A 15,071-nucleotide genomic window follows, 5' to 3' on the forward strand; every position below is an offset into this window, starting at 1 on the left:
GCGGCACCGTTAGCAACGCCCTCGCCGCCCCTGCGGCGGCCGATCCAGTCCCGAAGCCCCACCCGGCTCACCCGCCTTCGCTGATGCGGGTGTTGAGCCGCGCGATCTCCCTGACCCACTGCCCGCGTTCACGGTGGGTCAGGTCGAGGATGTCCTCCCGCTGCCAGTGGAAGTGGAAGGCGATGTACGCGATCTCCTCGTACAGCCGAGCAGGCGCGTACGTCACGATTCCCCCAGGCGCCCACCGGCGAGGTCGACCTCGAAGGCGCCGTCGCAGTGCGGGCAGGTCACCGCGGCGCGCGTGTGGCCTTCGCTGTTGATCCGCTGGTAGAGGTCCTGGAGGAAGGCCACGTCGGTGGCGTACATCCGCTCGACGACCCCGGCGTGCACATCGGTGATGTCGCCCAGCCTGGTGATCACGTGGCTGAGCAGCACCACGCTGAGGTACGCCGGGTTCTCCTTGACCCGCAGGTCGATCTGCGGCATGAGCTCGTCGCGGGCGGTGGCCAGGCGCATGGCACCGTGCCGGTGCACGGTGCCCTCGTCGTCGACGTAGCCGAGCGGCAGCTCGAACTCGAACTCGGTGTGCGGCGCCCGCGCCCGGGGCTGCGCCGCCGCTGCCGCCGGGGCCTGCTGCGGCGGCGCGGTGTTCTGCGGGGCCGGAGCCCGTTCCAGCAGCTCCTCCAGGCCGATCTTCCGCCTCACTCGACCGAGATCTCCTCGAACACGATGGTCACGGTCTCGGTGGCGGCGCTGGACTCGCCGGCGCTGAGGGTGGGGCCCTCCCAGCGGCTCGCCCAGGCGTTGGTCAGCTGGATGCGCCGCAGGGTGGCACCGGTGGTGTCCTTGACCTCGATGGTGAGGTTCTGCCGCGCGGTGTTGATCGCCCCGTTGTTGAGGGTCTCCTTGATCCAGTCCGTGAACGCGCCGCTCTTGTCCAGGCCGCGGGTGATGGTCACCTCGCCGGGGAGCCGGGCGCCGGGCTGCTTGCGGACGATCAGTTTGCCCTCTTGGGTCACCTGCTTGTACTCGACGACGTCCTGTTCGACCGTCAGGTTGCTGATCTCCTTGACGGACTCGACGTTGTAGCCGCCGAGTTGGACGCCGAAGATATGTGTGGAGAGCGGATCGCCTTCAGCCATGGGTTTGTGTCACCTTCCGATGCGAGGGGTGCCGAGGAGTGGCGCCGAGGGGTGTGGTGCCGACCGGGCCGGTCACTCGTTGACGAGGCTCGTGCTGTCGGAGAACTGGGACAGCCGGAACACCACGAACTCGGCCGGCTTCACCGGGGAGACGCCGATCTCGCAGATCACCTGGCCGAGGTCGATGGACTCCGGCGGGTTGTTGTCGCGGTCGCACTTGACGTAGAAGGCCTCGGCCGCGGTCTGCCCGAACAGGGCCCCGCGCCGCCACTCCTCGGTGAGGAACGCGGTGATGTTCCGGCGGATGCTGGACCACAGCCGGTCGTCGTTGGGTTCGAAGACCACCCACTGGGTCCCCAGGAGGATCGACTCCTCCAGGTAGTTGAAGAGCCGGCGCACGTTCAGGTAGCGCCACGCCGGGTCGGAGGAGAGGGTGCGCGCGCCCCAGATCCGGATGCCGCGCCCGGGGAAGGCCCGGACGCAGTTGACGCCGATCGGGTTCAGCAGGTCCTGCTCGCCCTTGCTCAGGCGCAGCTCCAGGTCCACCGCGCCGCGGATGACCTCGTTGGCGGGCGCCTTGTGCACACCGCGCTCGGCGTCGCTGCGCGCCCACACCCCGGCGACGTGCCCGCTCGGCGGGACCAGCACGTTGCGGCCGCTCGCCGGGTCGAACACCTTGATCCACGGGTAGTAGAGCGCGGCGTAGCGGGAGTCGAAGCCCGCCTCGTCGTTGCGCCAGGTGCGCATCCGCTGGGCGTTGAGGCCGGGCGGCGGGTCCAGGACGGCGATCCGGTCGCCCATCTGCTCGCAGTGCGACATCACCGCCAGCTGGACGGTGCGCAGGCCCTCGTCGTCGAGGTCGCCGCGCTGGTAGGCGCTCATCAGGTCGGGCACCGCGACCATGGTGATCTCGTCGATCGCCTCCAGGCCGCCGAAGCCGGTCCGGGCGGCGGCGTCGCCGACGTACTCGGCGGGGTCGAGCCGGCCCACCGGGGCCGCGGCCGGCGCGGGCGCGGCGGCCAGGGCGTGGGTGCGGCGCTCGGGGCGGCTCGGCGCAGTGCCGGGCTGTTCGGCGACGGCGACCAGCTTCGACTCGCGCAGCTGGGTGACGACGTAGCCCTTGGTGCTCTTGCGGGTCGAGACGTCGTAGGTCTCGGCGACCTCCGTGCCCCGGCGCACCAGCAGCCGGAAGCGGTCCTCGGGGACGTTCTCCCCCTCCGGGTCGGCGACCTCGACGGACACCTCGGCGCCCGCGCCCGGCCGGGCGGAGAAGAGGAACCCGGCGATCTCGACGGGCGGGGCCGCGGTGACGGCGGGGGCGGCGCCGGGCGCCTGCCGGGCCGGGTCGCCGACCCGCACCACGTAGGCGGAGCCGCCGCCGTTGGCGAAGAAGCCGTACACCGAGTGCGCCAGGTAGGTGCCCTCGGTGAAGCCGCCGAACCGCTGGACGTACTGGTCCCAGTTGGTCACCAGTGTGGGCTCGTGGAAGGGCCCGGTCTCGGCGAAGCCGACGAACGCGGCGACGGCCGTGCCGACGCCCTCGATCGGCCGGGCACCGGACTGGACCTCCTCCACGTACACGCCCGGGGTGAGGTACGACGGCATACGCGCTCCTTCGGCTGGTCAAGCATTTGCGCCGGTCATTCGCCCCCGAGTCTGCTGCCCGGACGTCACCCGGAAACATGTCCGCGGGTCCCGGACCGGGGGCAGGAACCGCTGCCCCCGGCGGACACCGCCGGACGTCCGCGCAGGCGCCCCGGACGTCCCGGGCTGCCCCCGCCGACCGTCCGCGCCGCCCCCGCCGCCCCGGGGGCGGTCAGCCGTGCCCGGTGTCCCCGAGCGCGCCCAGCCACGGCCCGAACTCGCTCGCCAGCACCAGCCGGCCGAGCTTGCGGTACTCGCCGACCACCGCGGAGACCAGCTGCGCCATCCCCAGCGGAGCGCCCGTCCCGGCGGCCAGATACGCCGCGGAGACCGCGCAGGCCCGGATGGAGCCGCCGGTGAGCTCGAAGTTCCGGGCGCAGAAGTCCAGGTCGAGATCGTCGTCACGGGGCACCAGCGGCCCCAGGCAGCGGTCCCAGAGCAGGCGACGCTGCGCCACGTCCGGCAGCGGGAACTCGGCGATGACGTCCAGCCGCCGGGTGAACGCCTCGTCGAGGTTGGCCCGCAGATTGGACGTCAGCACGGCGATCCCGTCGAAGGACTCCATCCGCTGGAGCAGGTAGGCCGTCTCCACGTTGGCGTGGCGGTCCCGGGAGTCCTTGACCTCCGAGCGCTTGCCGAACAGCGCGTCCGCCTCGTCGAACAGCAGGACGCCGTTCACCTGCGCGGCCTCGGTGAAGATCCGTTCCAGGTTCTTCTCGGTCTCGCCGATGTACTTGTCCACCACGGTGGAGAGGTCCACCACGTACAGCTCCATGCCGAGTTCGGCGGCGACCACCTCGGCCGACATCGTCTTGCCGGTGCCGGACTCCCCGGCGAACAGGGCGATCACGCCGTTGCCCCGGCCGCCGCCCGGGCGCATCCGCCACTGCCCGAGCACCTGGTCGCGGTGCCGGGCGCGCAGCACGAGCTCGCGCAGCCGGCCCGCGGTGGGGGCGGGCAGGACGAGGTCGGACCAGCCGACCGCGGGCTCGATCCGGCGGGCGAGCCGGGCCAGTCCGGCGGCGTTCTGCGCCCGTACCGCCGTGCGCAGGTCCTCGGCCCGGACCGGGCGCCGCTCGGCGGCCGCCGTCCGGGCCGCGACCGAGGCGGCGCGGGCCAGCTGCTCCTGGTCCAGCCGGTAGGCGGCCACCGCCTCGGCCAGCTCCTCCGGCAACTCCTCGCCCGGTTCCTGGCCCGGTTCCTCGCCCGACTCCCCACGCGGCTCCGAAGCACCCGGCTCCGCACCCAGCGCGCGGGCCCACTGCCCGGCCCGGTCGCGCGCGTCCGGCGGCGGGACGGTGAGCACCACCGGGCTCCGCGCCGCCCAGACCGGGTCCCAGACCTGCGGGCCGTGCACCACCAGCGGGACACCGGCGAGTTCCGCGCACAGCTCGCGCAGCAGCGCGGCCCGCTCGGGCCGTTCGGGTTCGAACCGGTCCAGCGGTCCGAGCACCACGCCTCCCCCGCCCAGCCGCGCCTCACGGGCGAGCACCCGTACGGTGGCCTCCGGCGGGCGGGCGGCGAGCGCGGCGGCGTCGACCACCAGGGGCGGCGGGCCGTCGGCCGCGAGGGCGGCCACCGCGAGCGGGCCGGCGTGCCCGCCCCGGTCCAGCAGGTGCACCAGGCCGCCGTCCGCGGCCAGGACGCGCAGCTGTTCGAGGGGCCGGTGGGAGCGGCGCCCGGGCCCGGCCCGGCGGGCCAGCCCGGCGAGGGTGCCGTCCGGCTCGTCGTCGCCGAGCAGATGGGCCGTCACCCGGTCCGGGACGCGCAGGGTGCGGGAGAGCAGCGGGCGGTCCGGCTCGGTGATCTCCAGCAGGCCGCCGGCGATCAGCGGGGCCCGGACCGAGAACCGGAAGCGGCCGGCGCCCGCCCCGGGCAGTCCGCACAGGTCGAGGGCCAGGCCGATGGTCGCCCGGCGGCGGGTCAGGTCGTCGTTGAGGTAGCCGTAGAGCTGCTCGAAGCGGGAGTCGAGGTCCGGGGCGAGCGCCACCAGCAGCAGGTCGAGGTCCACCGGGAGCAGCCCGAAGGCGGCGCTGAGCCGCCCGAGCCGGGAGCCGGGCGGCGGCGCCGGGCCGTCGCCGGGGTCCGGGGCGCTCCGGTGCACCGCGGCGGAGGCCGCCAGGATGCGCTCCACCGCCTCCGGGCCGAGGTACTGGCCGCGGTACGGGTCGTCCGGGTCCGGGTCGTCGGCCCGGCGCTCGCGCACCGCGGCGCGGACCCGCCGTTCGACCCGGTGCAGCCGCTCCCAGAGCTGGTCGGGGGCCGGACCGAACGGTGCGCCGTCGTCCGGTCCTGACGGCCCGTCGTGGGTCGGACCGGGCACTGCGCCGTCGGCCGCCGAGGCGGTCTCCGGGGCCCGGTCGAGGTCGAGGCTCATCGCGCCCTGCCCCGGGCCCGGCGGCCGGGCGGCAGCCCGCGTTCCCGGGGCGCTGCGAAGCCGTCCGGCCCGGGGTCCCCGGCGCCCTGGTAGCGCAGCCGGCGGCCCGGGCCGTCGGCGGGCGGCGGGCCGGCCGGGGCGGTGGTGTCGCCGGCGTTGGCGGTGTCGCCGACGGTGGTGGTGCCACCGGCATTGGTGATGTCTCCGGCGTGCAGCACCAGCCCCTCGGTGACCGGCGGCCCTGCCGGGCTGCGCCCGCCGGGCAGCGGGGCGAGCACCCGGAGGTCGACCGAGGGCCGCAGTTCCCCGCCGAGCGAGGACCAGACGTCGGACACCGACGGCAGTCCGGTGTCGCGCCCCGCGATGTCCAGCCCGACGGTCAGTCCGAGCTCGGCGAGCGTGCCGGTGAGCAGCCGGGCGGGCAGCGTGTCGGTGGCCGTCAGGCACTGCAGCACCTCGGCCAGCAGCCGGTGTTCGTCCTGCGGCCGGTTGGTCCAGGCGGTGACCAGGTAGGCCAGCTCGAACCAGCGGGGCGCGGGGCGGTGGCCGGTCACCAGGCCGTCCGCGTCGTACTCCGCGACGGCGCCGGCCTGCCGGCGGCCGGTGTCCTCGCGCAGCCCGTACAGGTAGACGCTGACCGTGGGCGCGTTGCGCCGGGCAGCGAAGTCCCGGGTGGGCGCGTCGAAGACCACGTCGATCCCGCGCTCGGGCAGACCGGTCTCGGCGAGCAGCTGTCGCAGCGCCTCGTCGACCTCGTGGATCACCGCCGCTCCACCTCCCCGGGCGGGCCGATGCTGCCCTCCACCACCAGGAAGGGGCAGGTCACCGGGGAGAATCCGGGGCCCTCGGCGGTGATGGTGCGCGGGCCGGTCTCGTCCTTGGGGAGGATGAGCAGCTGGCCGGCGAAGGTCCCGTCGCCCTTCGGGCGGGTGGGCGCGGCCGCGGCGGTGAGGCCGGGTTTCCAGGTGAACCGGACCGGCGCGCCGGGCGGGAAGTCCACGCCGCGCACCGAGGTCACGAAGCCGGGCTTGCCGATCGGCGGCACCGCGACGATGCGGGGCTGGAGGATGCGCAGCGGGGTGCTCGCCCGGTGCGGTCCCGGGGTGGCGTCGGTGCCGGTGGTGGTCAGTTCCGCGGTGATGGTGGTGTCCAGCGCCGCCACGGGCGAGAGCACCACCCGGACCACCGCGCTGCGGCCCGGGGCCAGGTCGCTCACCGTGCAGGTGCCGTTCCGGCAGCCGGGGGGCAGGGCCTCGGTGGGCACTCCGGCGGGCAGGCCGAGGGTCAGGCGCAGGCCGGTGGCGAGGGCCTGGCCGGTGTTGCGCACCGTGTAGCTGACGGTCACGTGGCCGCCGACGTAGCCGGGGTTCGGCTGGGCGTCGACCGCGACCGCGGGGCCGGCCTGGGGCGGCGGGGCGGGTGCCGGGGGCGGCGGCGGTGCGGGGGTGGAGGTGGGTGTGGGTGTCGGGCTGGGCGTGGCGGTCGGGCTGGGCGTGGGTGTCGGGGTCGGGCTCGGCGAGGCGGTCGGCGACGGGGTGGGGGTCGGTGACGGGGTCGGCGGCTCCAGCACCGGAAGGAAGGTCCGGGCGAAGTCGTCGTCGGGGTTCGGGTCGACGACCGTCCCGGTGACGCTCCAGCCGAAGTCCGGGACGCCGGGCCGGGTGCCGGTCAGGGTGGCCTTGATCCGGACCACCTGGCGCGGGGTCAGGGTGCCGAGTTCGCAGCGCAGCGCGGCGGCGTCGCACGATCCGGTCGGGGTGGTCAGCCTGTCGAGCCGGGCGCCGGTCGGCACCGAGACGGTGAGGGCGGTGCCGGGCGAGGGCGCGGGGCCCTTGTTGGTGACGGTGACGGTCACCTCGGTGCTGCCGTCGACGGGGACGGCCGGGGTCCGCTCGGGCACGCTGACCGCCAGGTCGACGGACTGCTGGACGGCCGGCTCCTTCTGGCGCCCCGGCAGCCGCCAGTCGAGCTCGGTGAGCTGGGCGGTCGCGAAGTCGTAGACCTTGAGCCCCTCCGGTGAGCTCGGCGGCGCGGCGCGGCGGGAGGTCAGCACCAGCTGGGCGCTGTTCGCCGTCCAGGCGACGTCGCGGGGCTGGAAGGGCCCGGTGGTGGGGCGGTCGGGCAGCGGCCGGGTGCAGGCGCCCTGGCCGAGCCCGGTGGGCACGACCACCGTGCAGCCCTCGCCGGTCGGCGTGGTGACCACCACCCCGTCCTGCTGGTTGTTCCCGCCGTCACCGGCCTTGCGGTTGAAGGCGATGCGGCGGCCGTCGGGGGCGAAGGCGGGACTGTCGTCGATGACGTTGCAGTTGCCCGGGCAGGCCGTCCGGCTGAGGTCGGTCTGCCGGGTGAGGTCGTCGGCGGCGACGGTCCAGACGTGCAGGTTGCCGGCGTTCTCGTTGACCACCGCCGTCCGGGAGAAGGCGATCAGCTTGCCGTCGGGGGACCAGAACGGCTGGCCGTCGGAGGCGCCGCGCTGACCGGCCGGCGGCTGCACGGTGCCGACGATCCGCCCCGTGGCCATCTCGGCGATCAGGACCCGCCCGGGCCGGGCCGGCTGGTCGCCGCTGGCCGGGGCGCTGCGGCTGAACACGATCAGCCTGCCGTCCGGGGAGATCGACGGGTCGGTGTCCCGGTCGTTCGGGCCGCGCCCGGCGAGGTTCATCGGCTGCGGGTTCGCCCCGTCGGCGTCGGCGAGCCAGATCCGCTGGATCCGTCCGGCGGGGCCGTCCTCGTAGCGGGTCACCACGATCTGCCGGCCGTCGGGCGTGTAGGTCTGGCGCTCGAACCACGGGTCGAAGCCGGGACGGGGGTGGAACAGCGGGTCGGCGCCGGGGTCGGTGCTGGTGTTGCTGCCGGCGGCCGGGTCCTCCCGGAGCACGCTGATGCCGAGGTCGCGCGGGTCGCCCCCGTCGGGGCGGACGTCCTGGACGTCGGCGACGTTGGCGCCGGCGGCGCTGGTCTGCTCGACGACGGGGCCGCCCTCGTTCTGGGTGCCCAGCCAGGCCGGTGCGGCGATCAGCCGGTTGGCGCGGTAGAGCAGTCGGGGCGCGTCGCAGTTGCAGGTGAGCGCGCGGTAGAGGTTCACCACCGGCGGCTGGGACGGGTCGGGCTGCGGGCTGGGGTTGTTGGGGTCGAGCAGGTCGGCGCTGAGGAAGAGCACACCGGTGCCGTCGGCCATCCAGGCGGCGGAGCCGGTCTTCCAGGTGGAGCCGGTGCCGGGGAAGAAGGCCTTGTCGCCGCCGGTGGGCGAGGTGAGCATCAGGGTCCGGCCCTGGGCGCCCTGGTCCCAGGTGTAGACGATCTCGTTGCGGTGGGCGTCGTCGTTCAGCGGGTTCCAGGTCGGGTCGACCGCGTCCCCGCTGGTCACGTTGGTGACCTTGACCGGGGCGCCGCCCTCGAACGGCCGCAGGTAGATCTGCCGGTGATCCGGTTCGCCGGCGCAGGAGTACGCGATCCACTTGCCGTCCGGCGAGACCGTCGGGTGGGTCTCGTCGGCCGCGCCGTCGGTGATCCGGCGCAGTCCGCTGCCGTCCCGGCCGACCGCCCACAGGACCTTCTGGGGACTGCCGCCTCCGGCGCGGGGCTCCAGCGACTCGAAGACGACGCCCTTGCCGTCCGGGGCCAGCGCGGGTTGCGCGGTGTCCATGCCGGTGGTGAGCCGGCGCACCGCGCCGGACGCGTCGCGCAGGTACACCTGGGGCAGCGGGCCGTCCCGCAGGCTGGTGAAGACCAGTTCGTCGCCGCGGGCCGACGGGTCCTGGTCGAAGTGGACCGGTCCGGGCCCGAACAGCGGGGTGCTGGACTCCGCGCCGGTCACCTTGCCGAGGCCGCGGTGGTTGGTGCCGGCGAAGACGATCCGCCCGGCCGCCGGGTCGACCGCGGCCACCGGGGCGGCGGTGACCTTCCCCCCGGGGGCGGCGCCGGCCAGGGTCGCCAGGGCCGCCGCGAGCGCGAGCAGCACCGCGACGGCGGCCCGGGCCGGCCGCCGGACGGAGCGGGGGGTGGCGGTGGCGCCGATCACGCTCGACCTCACAGGTTGCAGGGGCGGTCTGCCCGCAGTCTCCCCGCCGAGGGCGCGCCGCGGGAGAGCCCGGGCACCCTCGGCGGGGGAAACAACCGGTGTCCCCGAAGGGCAGCCGGCCCGCACCTCGCGTGAGAAGTCGGCCGGGCCGACTTCCCGTGCGCCCCTCCGCCGCCACAGTTCAGTCGAACCGGATGTGCCGGACCCCTGTCCAGGCCCGGCGGACGCGCCCCCGGAGAACGCCCTCGGTGTTCGGAGCGAGCGTCAGCCCCGAAGCGGCGGCGATGCGGTCGGCCACCTGGGCGACCGTCAGCCGGTCGGTCCACACGTGCTGGGCGAACTCCTCCTCGCGCAAACGCTCCAGGCACAGGTCCAGCTTCGACACGGCGAAACTCTCCCGGCGCAGCGGGGCGTCCTTCCCGGCGACGAACTGCACCACGTGCCCGAAACCGCGCTCGCGCAGCCGTCGCAGCACCGTGGCGCGCTCGGCCAGCAAGGTGAAGTGGCGGACGTCATGGCCGCGTTCCCGCAACCGGCCGACGGTCTCCCGGAAGTACACCGGCTCCACGACCGTCATCGGTGCGATCACCACACCGTCGTGATCGGTGAGGACTCGGTCCAGCACGTCGACGACACCTTGCCGCCAGGCGGGAAGGTCCTGGAAGTCCCCGCGCATCGACGGCGGCATCATCCGGTGCAGGCCGAAACCCACGTGCTCGGGGTCGCAGACGACACTGCCGGGAAGGCGCCACCGGATCTCGTGCGCGGTCTGAGTCTTGCCGGCGCCGAACGGGCCGTTGATCCACAGGAGCATGCGGAGACCCTAGCTCCGCCCGGGAGCGCTCCGCCCGGAAGAGCCGGCCCGTGGTCAGTAGCTGTAGTGGGGCCAATGCGGATCGTCCCAGCGGTCGGGACCGGTGAGGCCGATCAGTCTCAGACGGTGAAGCAGGTCCTCCGGTGCGTTGTGCGCCCTCAGCCGGGCGGGGGCGTGCCGGGTGAGCCAGGCGGTGAGCACGGCCACCATGGCGTCCTTGTCGTGCCAGGTGCTCCAGGGGAGCTGGTCGACGAGCAGGTCGTAGTCCCACGCGTCGACGGCCTCCGCGAGGTTCCGGTCGGCCGTCGGATGCTCCAGCGCCTCCCAGACGTCGAGCCAGGGGCTCAGTTCGCCGGACGCCTCGACGCACAGGACGAGGGTCCCGCGCGCGTACGCGAGGGGGTCGGGAGTGACGAGGCTGTGGGCCCAGAACGCGTGCAGGAACTCCCGCACTGCCGCGGCCTGCTCCCGGGGCCACTCCTGCCAGCGCCCGCGGGCCAGCGAGAGACCGATCTCGTCCTGGTACCGGGACGACTCGGACCGGCTGTCGACGACGGCGCGCGCGAGCTGAGGCAGGACACGGCGGAGCACCGAGCCGTGGTCGCTCCAGTCGGGGGCCTGCCAGGTCCGCCGGAGGAGGTCGGGATCGAGTCGCACGCCCGGCACCTTGAGGAGGGCGAGCTCTTCGGCACTGCCCCAATGGCACTCGCAGTTGTGCTCCTCCGGGCGCGCGGTCGCCCCGCGGAGGACGAGAGCGAGGCCCTCCAGGGCCGCGTCGAGGCGCAGCTCCGCACGTCGGACGTACACGTCGGTCATCGGCGTTCACCTTCAGGACTCCGCCGACCTGCCCATGGCGAAGATCACTACGTTACCGGTCCGCCGGTCGGCCTGACCAGCCCAGGAATGCCTCCTCCCACCCCGCTTCCGATCCGGGCCGGTTGCCCACCGCGCTCCGGTGGTACCGGGCGGCCTTCCCCGGCCCGGCAGTGGTCGATGAACGGCGGGCGGTCCACCCGCTCGAAGCGGCGCAGCAGGAAATCGGTGAACGCGGCGGCGGTCTCGAACAGGCGAAGCGCTCGCGTCGCTCACCTGCCGCGGTCCGGGCCGCAGATCGGCGCGGGGCGGTCATCGGGTGACATCGGCCGTCCTTCGTCCCGAACCGGACCTCGGGCAGGTCGAGCACGACGCGGATCTCCTCCTCCGGATCCGCCCAAAACTGGAGGTCTCGCGGATCTTCCTCCCGAGGTTCCAGCGCTCGGTGGCCGGATGCGAGAGACAGAAGTGCCCGTTGATCTGCGTCGGGGCGTAGGCGTCGACGACTGCCTCGCAGTCCTCGGGGAACCCGGTGCCGATCTCGGCCTCCGACCCGGCCCGGCCACCCGCCGGCTGAAGGCCCAGGTGCGTCTGACGGCCTTGGCAAGAGCATTGAGAAGTCTGCTGCGCAGGAAGTCGGCGGGGTCGACTTCCCGCGCAGGCCTCCGCCGCCCGGCGGGTCCGGCCGGGCGGCGTGGGCGGGGTGGGGCTTCAGGCCACGGGTTGGCGGTCCTCGTTGCGGTCCCGGTCGGGGGCAGGCGCGGGGTCGGGGTCGGGGATCGCGATGAGGTCCGGGCGGTGAGGCATCCGCAGGACCGCGACCGCGCCGAGGCCCACGACGGCGATGGCGAGGAGCAGGAGGAGAGGAAGGACGAGGTCGATCAGGAGTCGCACGGGGCCTCGGCCTTGTCGTAGTGGCGGAGGATCGCGAGGAGGTTGAGGACGGTGCTGGCCGGAGCGGCGCCGAAGCGGACCAGGACGCGGCCGTCGACCACCCGGTCCGTGGCCAGGGCGGGCCAGATCAGACCGAACTTGCGGCCGCGGGAGTGGAGTTCGTCGAGCAACGAGGCGACCTCGGGCTCGGTGTAGGTCCGCATGATCGCGTCGGCCGGCCCGGTCGGGCGGCGGTGGTCGGCGGTCACGCGGCGGCGTCCAGCTCGAACCAGCAGGACTTCCCGGACTTCCGGGGCTCCATACCGAAGCGGTCGGTGAGGGAGCGGACGAGGCGCAGGCCCCGGCCGGAGACCCCGAGCAGGTCGGAGCCGTCGTGCTGGATCGGGACGATGGGGCTCCCGTCACTGACAGAGACCCGGAGGACGTGGTCGAGCACCGCGATGACGACGAGCGGCGCCGCACTGCCGCCGTGGCGCCAGGCATTGACGAACAGTTCGAGGAGCGCGAGTTCGGCATCGGCGACCAGGTCGGGCTTCCACCCGGCGCGCGCCGTGGCCTCGCGCAACTCCTCGCGCGCGGCCGACCAGTCAGGGGGGATTTCGTGGGGGAACACGATGAAACCTCCGCGGGGCTTCAGATATGACCATCAATCGATCAAACGCGCGATCGAAGCGATGGAATGACGGAAAAACGCAGCCGCATCACAGCCATGGTCACGCAGAGCATGCGGCCAGCTACACTCAGCATGACGTGAGGGCCATCACACATGCAAGCTGGCTCAACTAATCTGCAAAATCTCATATCGAACCCGAATTCGGTGCCACTCTCTGCCAGTTGTCGGTAGCGCCTGTGCAATCAGCAAGGGCAGACTGGTCCACCGAGAGATCAGGAGGGGCATCGCATGGCGGTATCAACCGTTCGCCGTCGTCGGCTGGGCGAGGAGCTGCGAAGGCTCCGTGAGCAAGCGATGATCTCCGCGGACGCGGCGGCCGATGCCACCGGCATGAGCCTGGCCAAACTGAACCGGATCGAGAACGCCCGCACGGCGGCCAAGATCGAGGATGTCAACAAGCTCCTCGACCACTACGGTTGCGACGACGAAGACTTCCGTGCCGGCTTGATCGCCATCACGAAGGACGGCAGCAAGCGCGGCTGGTGGCTGAGCTACCGCGACGTGATCAACGTGTCCGCCACGGATCTGATCATGCTCGAAACCGAGGCTTCGACCTTCAAGACCTACGAACCCGCCTTCATTCCGGGGCTCTTCCAAACGGCCGAATACGCTCGACTGGTCATCGGCCGACTCCGGACCACGAAGACCGGCACAGTCGACGACCTGGTGCAGGTCCGCATGGCACGCCAGTCCATCCTGACCCGCCCGAATCCCGTCGAGGTCTGGGCTGTCATCCATGAAACCGCACTCCGAACCATCGCGAATCGCCCCGACATCATGGGCCCGCAACTCGACAAGCTGCTGACGTTGAGCCGGTTGGCGAACGTGAACATTCAGGTGATGCCGGCAGGTGCGGCGATCCACCCGGGCATGAGCGGCTCGTTCGCATTGCTCGGATTCCCTCAGCGGAAGGACCTCGACGTCGTCTTCGTCGAAGGCATGCTCGCCGGATTCTGGATCGAGGACCCGACCGACGTCGAGCTGTACCGGGCGAAGTTCCAGGAGATCACGGCAGAAGCCCTGTCCGTCGACTCCTCGCTCGAGTTCATCACCGCACAGAGAGAACTGATCAAGTGACCCACTATCCCGACGCCGAGGCGACCGGCTTCGCCTTCCGGAAGTCGAGTTACAGCGGCGGCAACGAGAACTGTGTCGAATACGCACTCCTCCCCGGGGCCGTAGTAGTCCGAGACAGCAAGGACCCTTCCGGCCCCGCCCTGGCCTTCGACCGCGCGGCCCACACCGCCTTCCTCGCCGGCCTCGCCACCGGGAAGTTCGACTTCGGGCTGCTCTGATCACCGAAGAGAGAGACAAGCTCACATGCCCATATCCCTGAACCACACCATCGTTCCGGCCGTCGACAACGAGGCGTCAGCACGATTCTTCGCCTCCGTCATGGGCCTCGACTACCAGGGCGCCGACCGGCACTTCGCGCCGGTGCGGGTCAACGACTCCCTCACCCTGGACTTCATGACCGTCGAGAACCCGGCCGGCCATCACCTGGCCTTCGACGTGGACCCGTCCTCCTTCGACGGGATCCTCGCCCGGCTCCGCGAGGCCGGCGTGCCCTACGGCAACGACCCCCGCGAGCCCGGCAATGGTCGGATCGACCACCCGTTGTGCCCTCGCGGCCTGTGTTTGGGGGGGGACGCGGGAAACTTTGGGGGGGTTGTTTCCTTTGGGGGGGGCCCCGCTCCACGTGGGGGTTCGCCCGGCCGGGCGCCCGGCCGGGCGAATCACCGCCTCCCCTCAGATCAGGCCGCGCCGCATCGCGTACCCGACGGCGTGGGCCCGGTTGCGCAGGCCCAGGCGGGTGATGATCTCGTGCAGCACGTTCTTCACCGTCCGCTCGGAGTACGAGGTCTTGGCGGCGATCTCGCTGGTGTCGAAGCCCTCCGCCACCAGCTTCAGCATCTCCGCCTCCCGCGCGGTTAAGGTCGAGAGGGTCAGGCCCCGCCCGTCCAGCATGGTGCGCTGGAGGATCCCGATCCGGTCGAGCAGCTCTCCCAGCAGGTCGCCGGGCATCACGCCTTCGCCGTTGGCGAGGGCCGTGATCAGGTGCACCAGCCGGTCCTGGTCGGCCTCGGAGCGGCGCAGCACGGCGGCGACCCCGTTCTCCACGATGGTCTGCAGCCCGCCGGCCTCGAAGTGCCCCACCACCAGGCCTATCCGGCCGGTGGTGGCGAGCCGCAGCCGCCGCAGGTGCTCGGTCACCGTCTCCGTCAACGAGTCCACCACCAGCAGGGAGACCTCGGCCTGCCCGGCCTCGCTCTCGCTCAGCAGCTCCACCTCGGGCCGCTGGCGCAGCTGTTGGACCACGCCGGTCTGCAGGATGAGGTCCTCCGCGTAGACCGCCACCCGCACCTGGGCCGGCCTGCCGCGCAGTTGGGCGGGTACGCGCGGGACGGTGGCGCCGGCGGGCTTCGATGCCACCGTGGTCCGGCGGGCTGTGACGACTTCCTCACGGGTTGTATCGGTCGACGTCATCGAACTGCTCCATTCTGCAAGTGCCTGCGAGGGTGACGGCCGGGCACCGCGAGGCGGTGACGGCCGGGGGCTTGGGTGCGGGTCACGCGGAGCCGGGCCGGGCCCGCGACGGGACCGGGCGGGGTCTCCGGTCGGTCCGTACGGGCAAGGGGTGTGGCCCCCAGCTTGCCCGTACGGCCCTCTTCTCCGGAGCGGTACGGCCCTAC

16 protein-coding genes are annotated in these 15,071 nt (G+C 72.9%); 2 read left to right on the forward strand and 14 right to left on the reverse strand.

All coding sequences use genetic code 11. The features are described 5' to 3' along the window. Positions 1 to 67: 67 nt before the first annotated feature. The 12 genes from ACFVGO_RS07600 to ACFVGO_RS07655 all read right to left on the reverse strand — a co-directional run bounded on the left by ACFVGO_RS07600 (position 68) and on the right by ACFVGO_RS07655 (position 12,318). A complete protein-coding gene (locus tag ACFVGO_RS07600) occupies positions 68 to 226 on the reverse strand; it encodes a DUF6760 family protein (protein ID WP_359897849.1) in 159 nt (52 codons plus the stop codon). Next, positions 223 to 705 carry a hypothetical protein gene (locus tag ACFVGO_RS07605; RefSeq protein ID WP_359897850.1) on the reverse strand — a complete coding sequence of 161 codons (483 nt, stop codon included), beginning with the start codon at positions 703 to 705 and terminating at the stop codon, positions 223 to 225. Before ACFVGO_RS07605 ends, ACFVGO_RS07600 begins: the two co-directional genes overlap by 4 nt. Beyond that, on the reverse strand, positions 702 to 1,142 hold the full coding sequence (locus tag ACFVGO_RS07610) for a phage tail protein (protein WP_030290301.1): 441 nt from the start codon (positions 1,140 to 1,142) through the stop codon (positions 702 to 704). Before ACFVGO_RS07610 ends, ACFVGO_RS07605 begins: the two co-directional genes overlap by 4 nt. Positions 1,143 to 1,214: 72 nt before the next feature. Then, positions 1,215 to 2,747: a phage tail sheath family protein gene (locus ACFVGO_RS07615; protein WP_359897851.1), complete on the reverse strand. Its 1,533-nt coding sequence runs from the start codon at positions 2,745 to 2,747 to the stop codon at positions 1,215 to 1,217. A 211-nt stretch (positions 2,748 to 2,958) separates the two neighbouring features. Next, entirely contained in the window at positions 2,959 to 5,163 is a 2,205-nt protein-coding gene (locus ACFVGO_RS07620; RefSeq protein WP_380631066.1) for an ATP-binding protein, read from the reverse strand. Next, entirely contained in the window at positions 5,160 to 5,927 is a 768-nt protein-coding gene (locus tag ACFVGO_RS07625; RefSeq protein WP_380631067.1) for a DUF4255 domain-containing protein, read from the reverse strand. The genes ACFVGO_RS07620 and ACFVGO_RS07625 overlap by 4 nt, the downstream gene beginning before the upstream one ends. After that, entirely contained in the window at positions 5,924 to 9,196 is a 3,273-nt protein-coding gene (locus ACFVGO_RS07630; protein ID WP_380631068.1) for a hypothetical protein, read from the reverse strand. The genes ACFVGO_RS07625 and ACFVGO_RS07630 overlap by 4 nt, the downstream gene beginning before the upstream one ends. Positions 9,197 to 9,365: 169 nt before the next feature. After that, entirely contained in the window at positions 9,366 to 9,998 is a 633-nt protein-coding gene (locus ACFVGO_RS07635) for an AAA family ATPase (protein WP_359897856.1), read from the reverse strand. A gap of 54 nt (positions 9,999 to 10,052) precedes the next feature. Further along, the gene (locus tag ACFVGO_RS07640; protein ID WP_359897857.1) at positions 10,053 to 10,814 is read right to left on the reverse strand and encodes a hypothetical protein; all 762 of its coding nucleotides are present in this window, start codon (positions 10,812 to 10,814) and stop codon (positions 10,053 to 10,055) included. Positions 10,815 to 11,522: 708 nt separating this feature from the next. Beyond that, positions 11,523 to 11,705 carry a hypothetical protein gene (locus ACFVGO_RS07645; RefSeq protein WP_359897858.1) on the reverse strand — a complete coding sequence of 61 codons (183 nt, stop codon included), beginning with the start codon at positions 11,703 to 11,705 and terminating at the stop codon, positions 11,523 to 11,525. Further along, on the reverse strand, positions 11,693 to 11,953 hold the full coding sequence (locus tag ACFVGO_RS07650) for a hypothetical protein (protein ID WP_380357261.1): 261 nt from the start codon (positions 11,951 to 11,953) through the stop codon (positions 11,693 to 11,695). Before ACFVGO_RS07650 ends, ACFVGO_RS07645 begins: the two co-directional genes overlap by 13 nt. After that, positions 11,950 to 12,318 (reverse strand): ATP-binding protein, encoded by a 369-nt coding sequence (locus tag ACFVGO_RS07655; RefSeq protein WP_359897860.1) that lies wholly within the window; start codon positions 12,316 to 12,318, stop codon positions 11,950 to 11,952. Before ACFVGO_RS07655 ends, ACFVGO_RS07650 begins: the two co-directional genes overlap by 4 nt. A gap of 288 nt (positions 12,319 to 12,606) precedes the next feature. On the opposite strand from ACFVGO_RS07655, the gene ACFVGO_RS07660 reads away from it, so the two are divergent. Both ACFVGO_RS07660 and ACFVGO_RS07665 read left to right on the forward strand, forming a co-directional pair. After that, positions 12,607 to 13,455, forward strand: a complete 849-nt coding sequence (locus tag ACFVGO_RS07660) for a helix-turn-helix transcriptional regulator (protein WP_359897861.1) — start codon at positions 12,607 to 12,609, stop codon at positions 13,453 to 13,455. Next, positions 13,452 to 13,673, forward strand: a complete 222-nt coding sequence (locus ACFVGO_RS07665) for a DUF397 domain-containing protein (RefSeq protein WP_359897862.1) — start codon at positions 13,452 to 13,454, stop codon at positions 13,671 to 13,673. The genes ACFVGO_RS07660 and ACFVGO_RS07665 overlap by 4 nt, the downstream gene beginning before the upstream one ends. 76 nt (positions 13,674 to 13,749) lie before the next feature. On the opposite strand, the gene ACFVGO_RS07670 is transcribed toward ACFVGO_RS07665, so the two are convergent. Then, positions 13,750 to 13,992 carry a hypothetical protein gene (locus tag ACFVGO_RS07670; protein WP_380631069.1) on the reverse strand — a complete coding sequence of 81 codons (243 nt, stop codon included), beginning with the start codon at positions 13,990 to 13,992 and terminating at the stop codon, positions 13,750 to 13,752. Positions 13,993 to 14,127: 135 nt separating this feature from the next. Continuing rightward, complete coding sequence (locus tag ACFVGO_RS07675) at positions 14,128 to 14,865, reverse strand: response regulator transcription factor (RefSeq protein WP_380631070.1); 738 nt, start codon at positions 14,863 to 14,865, stop codon at positions 14,128 to 14,130. Between the last annotated feature and the right edge of the window lie 206 nt (positions 14,866 to 15,071).

Source organism: Kitasatospora sp. NPDC057738 (assembly GCF_042798815.1).
GTDB classification, from domain to species: domain Bacteria; phylum Actinomycetota; class Actinomycetes; order Streptomycetales; family Streptomycetaceae; genus Kitasatospora; species Kitasatospora lactacystinica.

Excerpts from the sequence above, each read along its gene's own strand:
- ACFVGO_RS07610 (WP_030290301.1), bottom strand. The coding sequence starts at position 1,142 with ATGGCTGAAGGCGATCCGCTCTCCACACATATCTTCGGCGTCCAACTC.
- ACFVGO_RS07615 (WP_359897851.1), bottom strand. The coding sequence starts at position 2,747 with ATGCCGTCGTACCTCACCCCGGGCGTGTACGTGGAGGAGGTCCAGTCC.
- ACFVGO_RS07620 (WP_380631066.1), bottom strand. The coding sequence starts at position 5,163 with ATGAGCCTCGACCTCGACCGGGCCCCGGAGACCGCCTCGGCGGCCGAC.
- ACFVGO_RS07635 (WP_359897856.1), bottom strand. The coding sequence starts at position 9,998 with ATGCTCCTGTGGATCAACGGCCCGTTCGGCGCCGGCAAGACTCAGACC.
- ACFVGO_RS07640 (WP_359897857.1), bottom strand. The coding sequence starts at position 10,814 with ATGACCGACGTGTACGTCCGACGTGCGGAGCTGCGCCTCGACGCGGCC.
- ACFVGO_RS07660 (WP_359897861.1), top strand. The coding sequence starts at position 12,607 with ATGGCGGTATCAACCGTTCGCCGTCGTCGGCTGGGCGAGGAGCTGCGA.
- ACFVGO_RS07675 (WP_380631070.1), bottom strand. The coding sequence starts at position 14,865 with ATGACGTCGACCGATACAACCCGTGAGGAAGTCGTCACAGCCCGCCGG.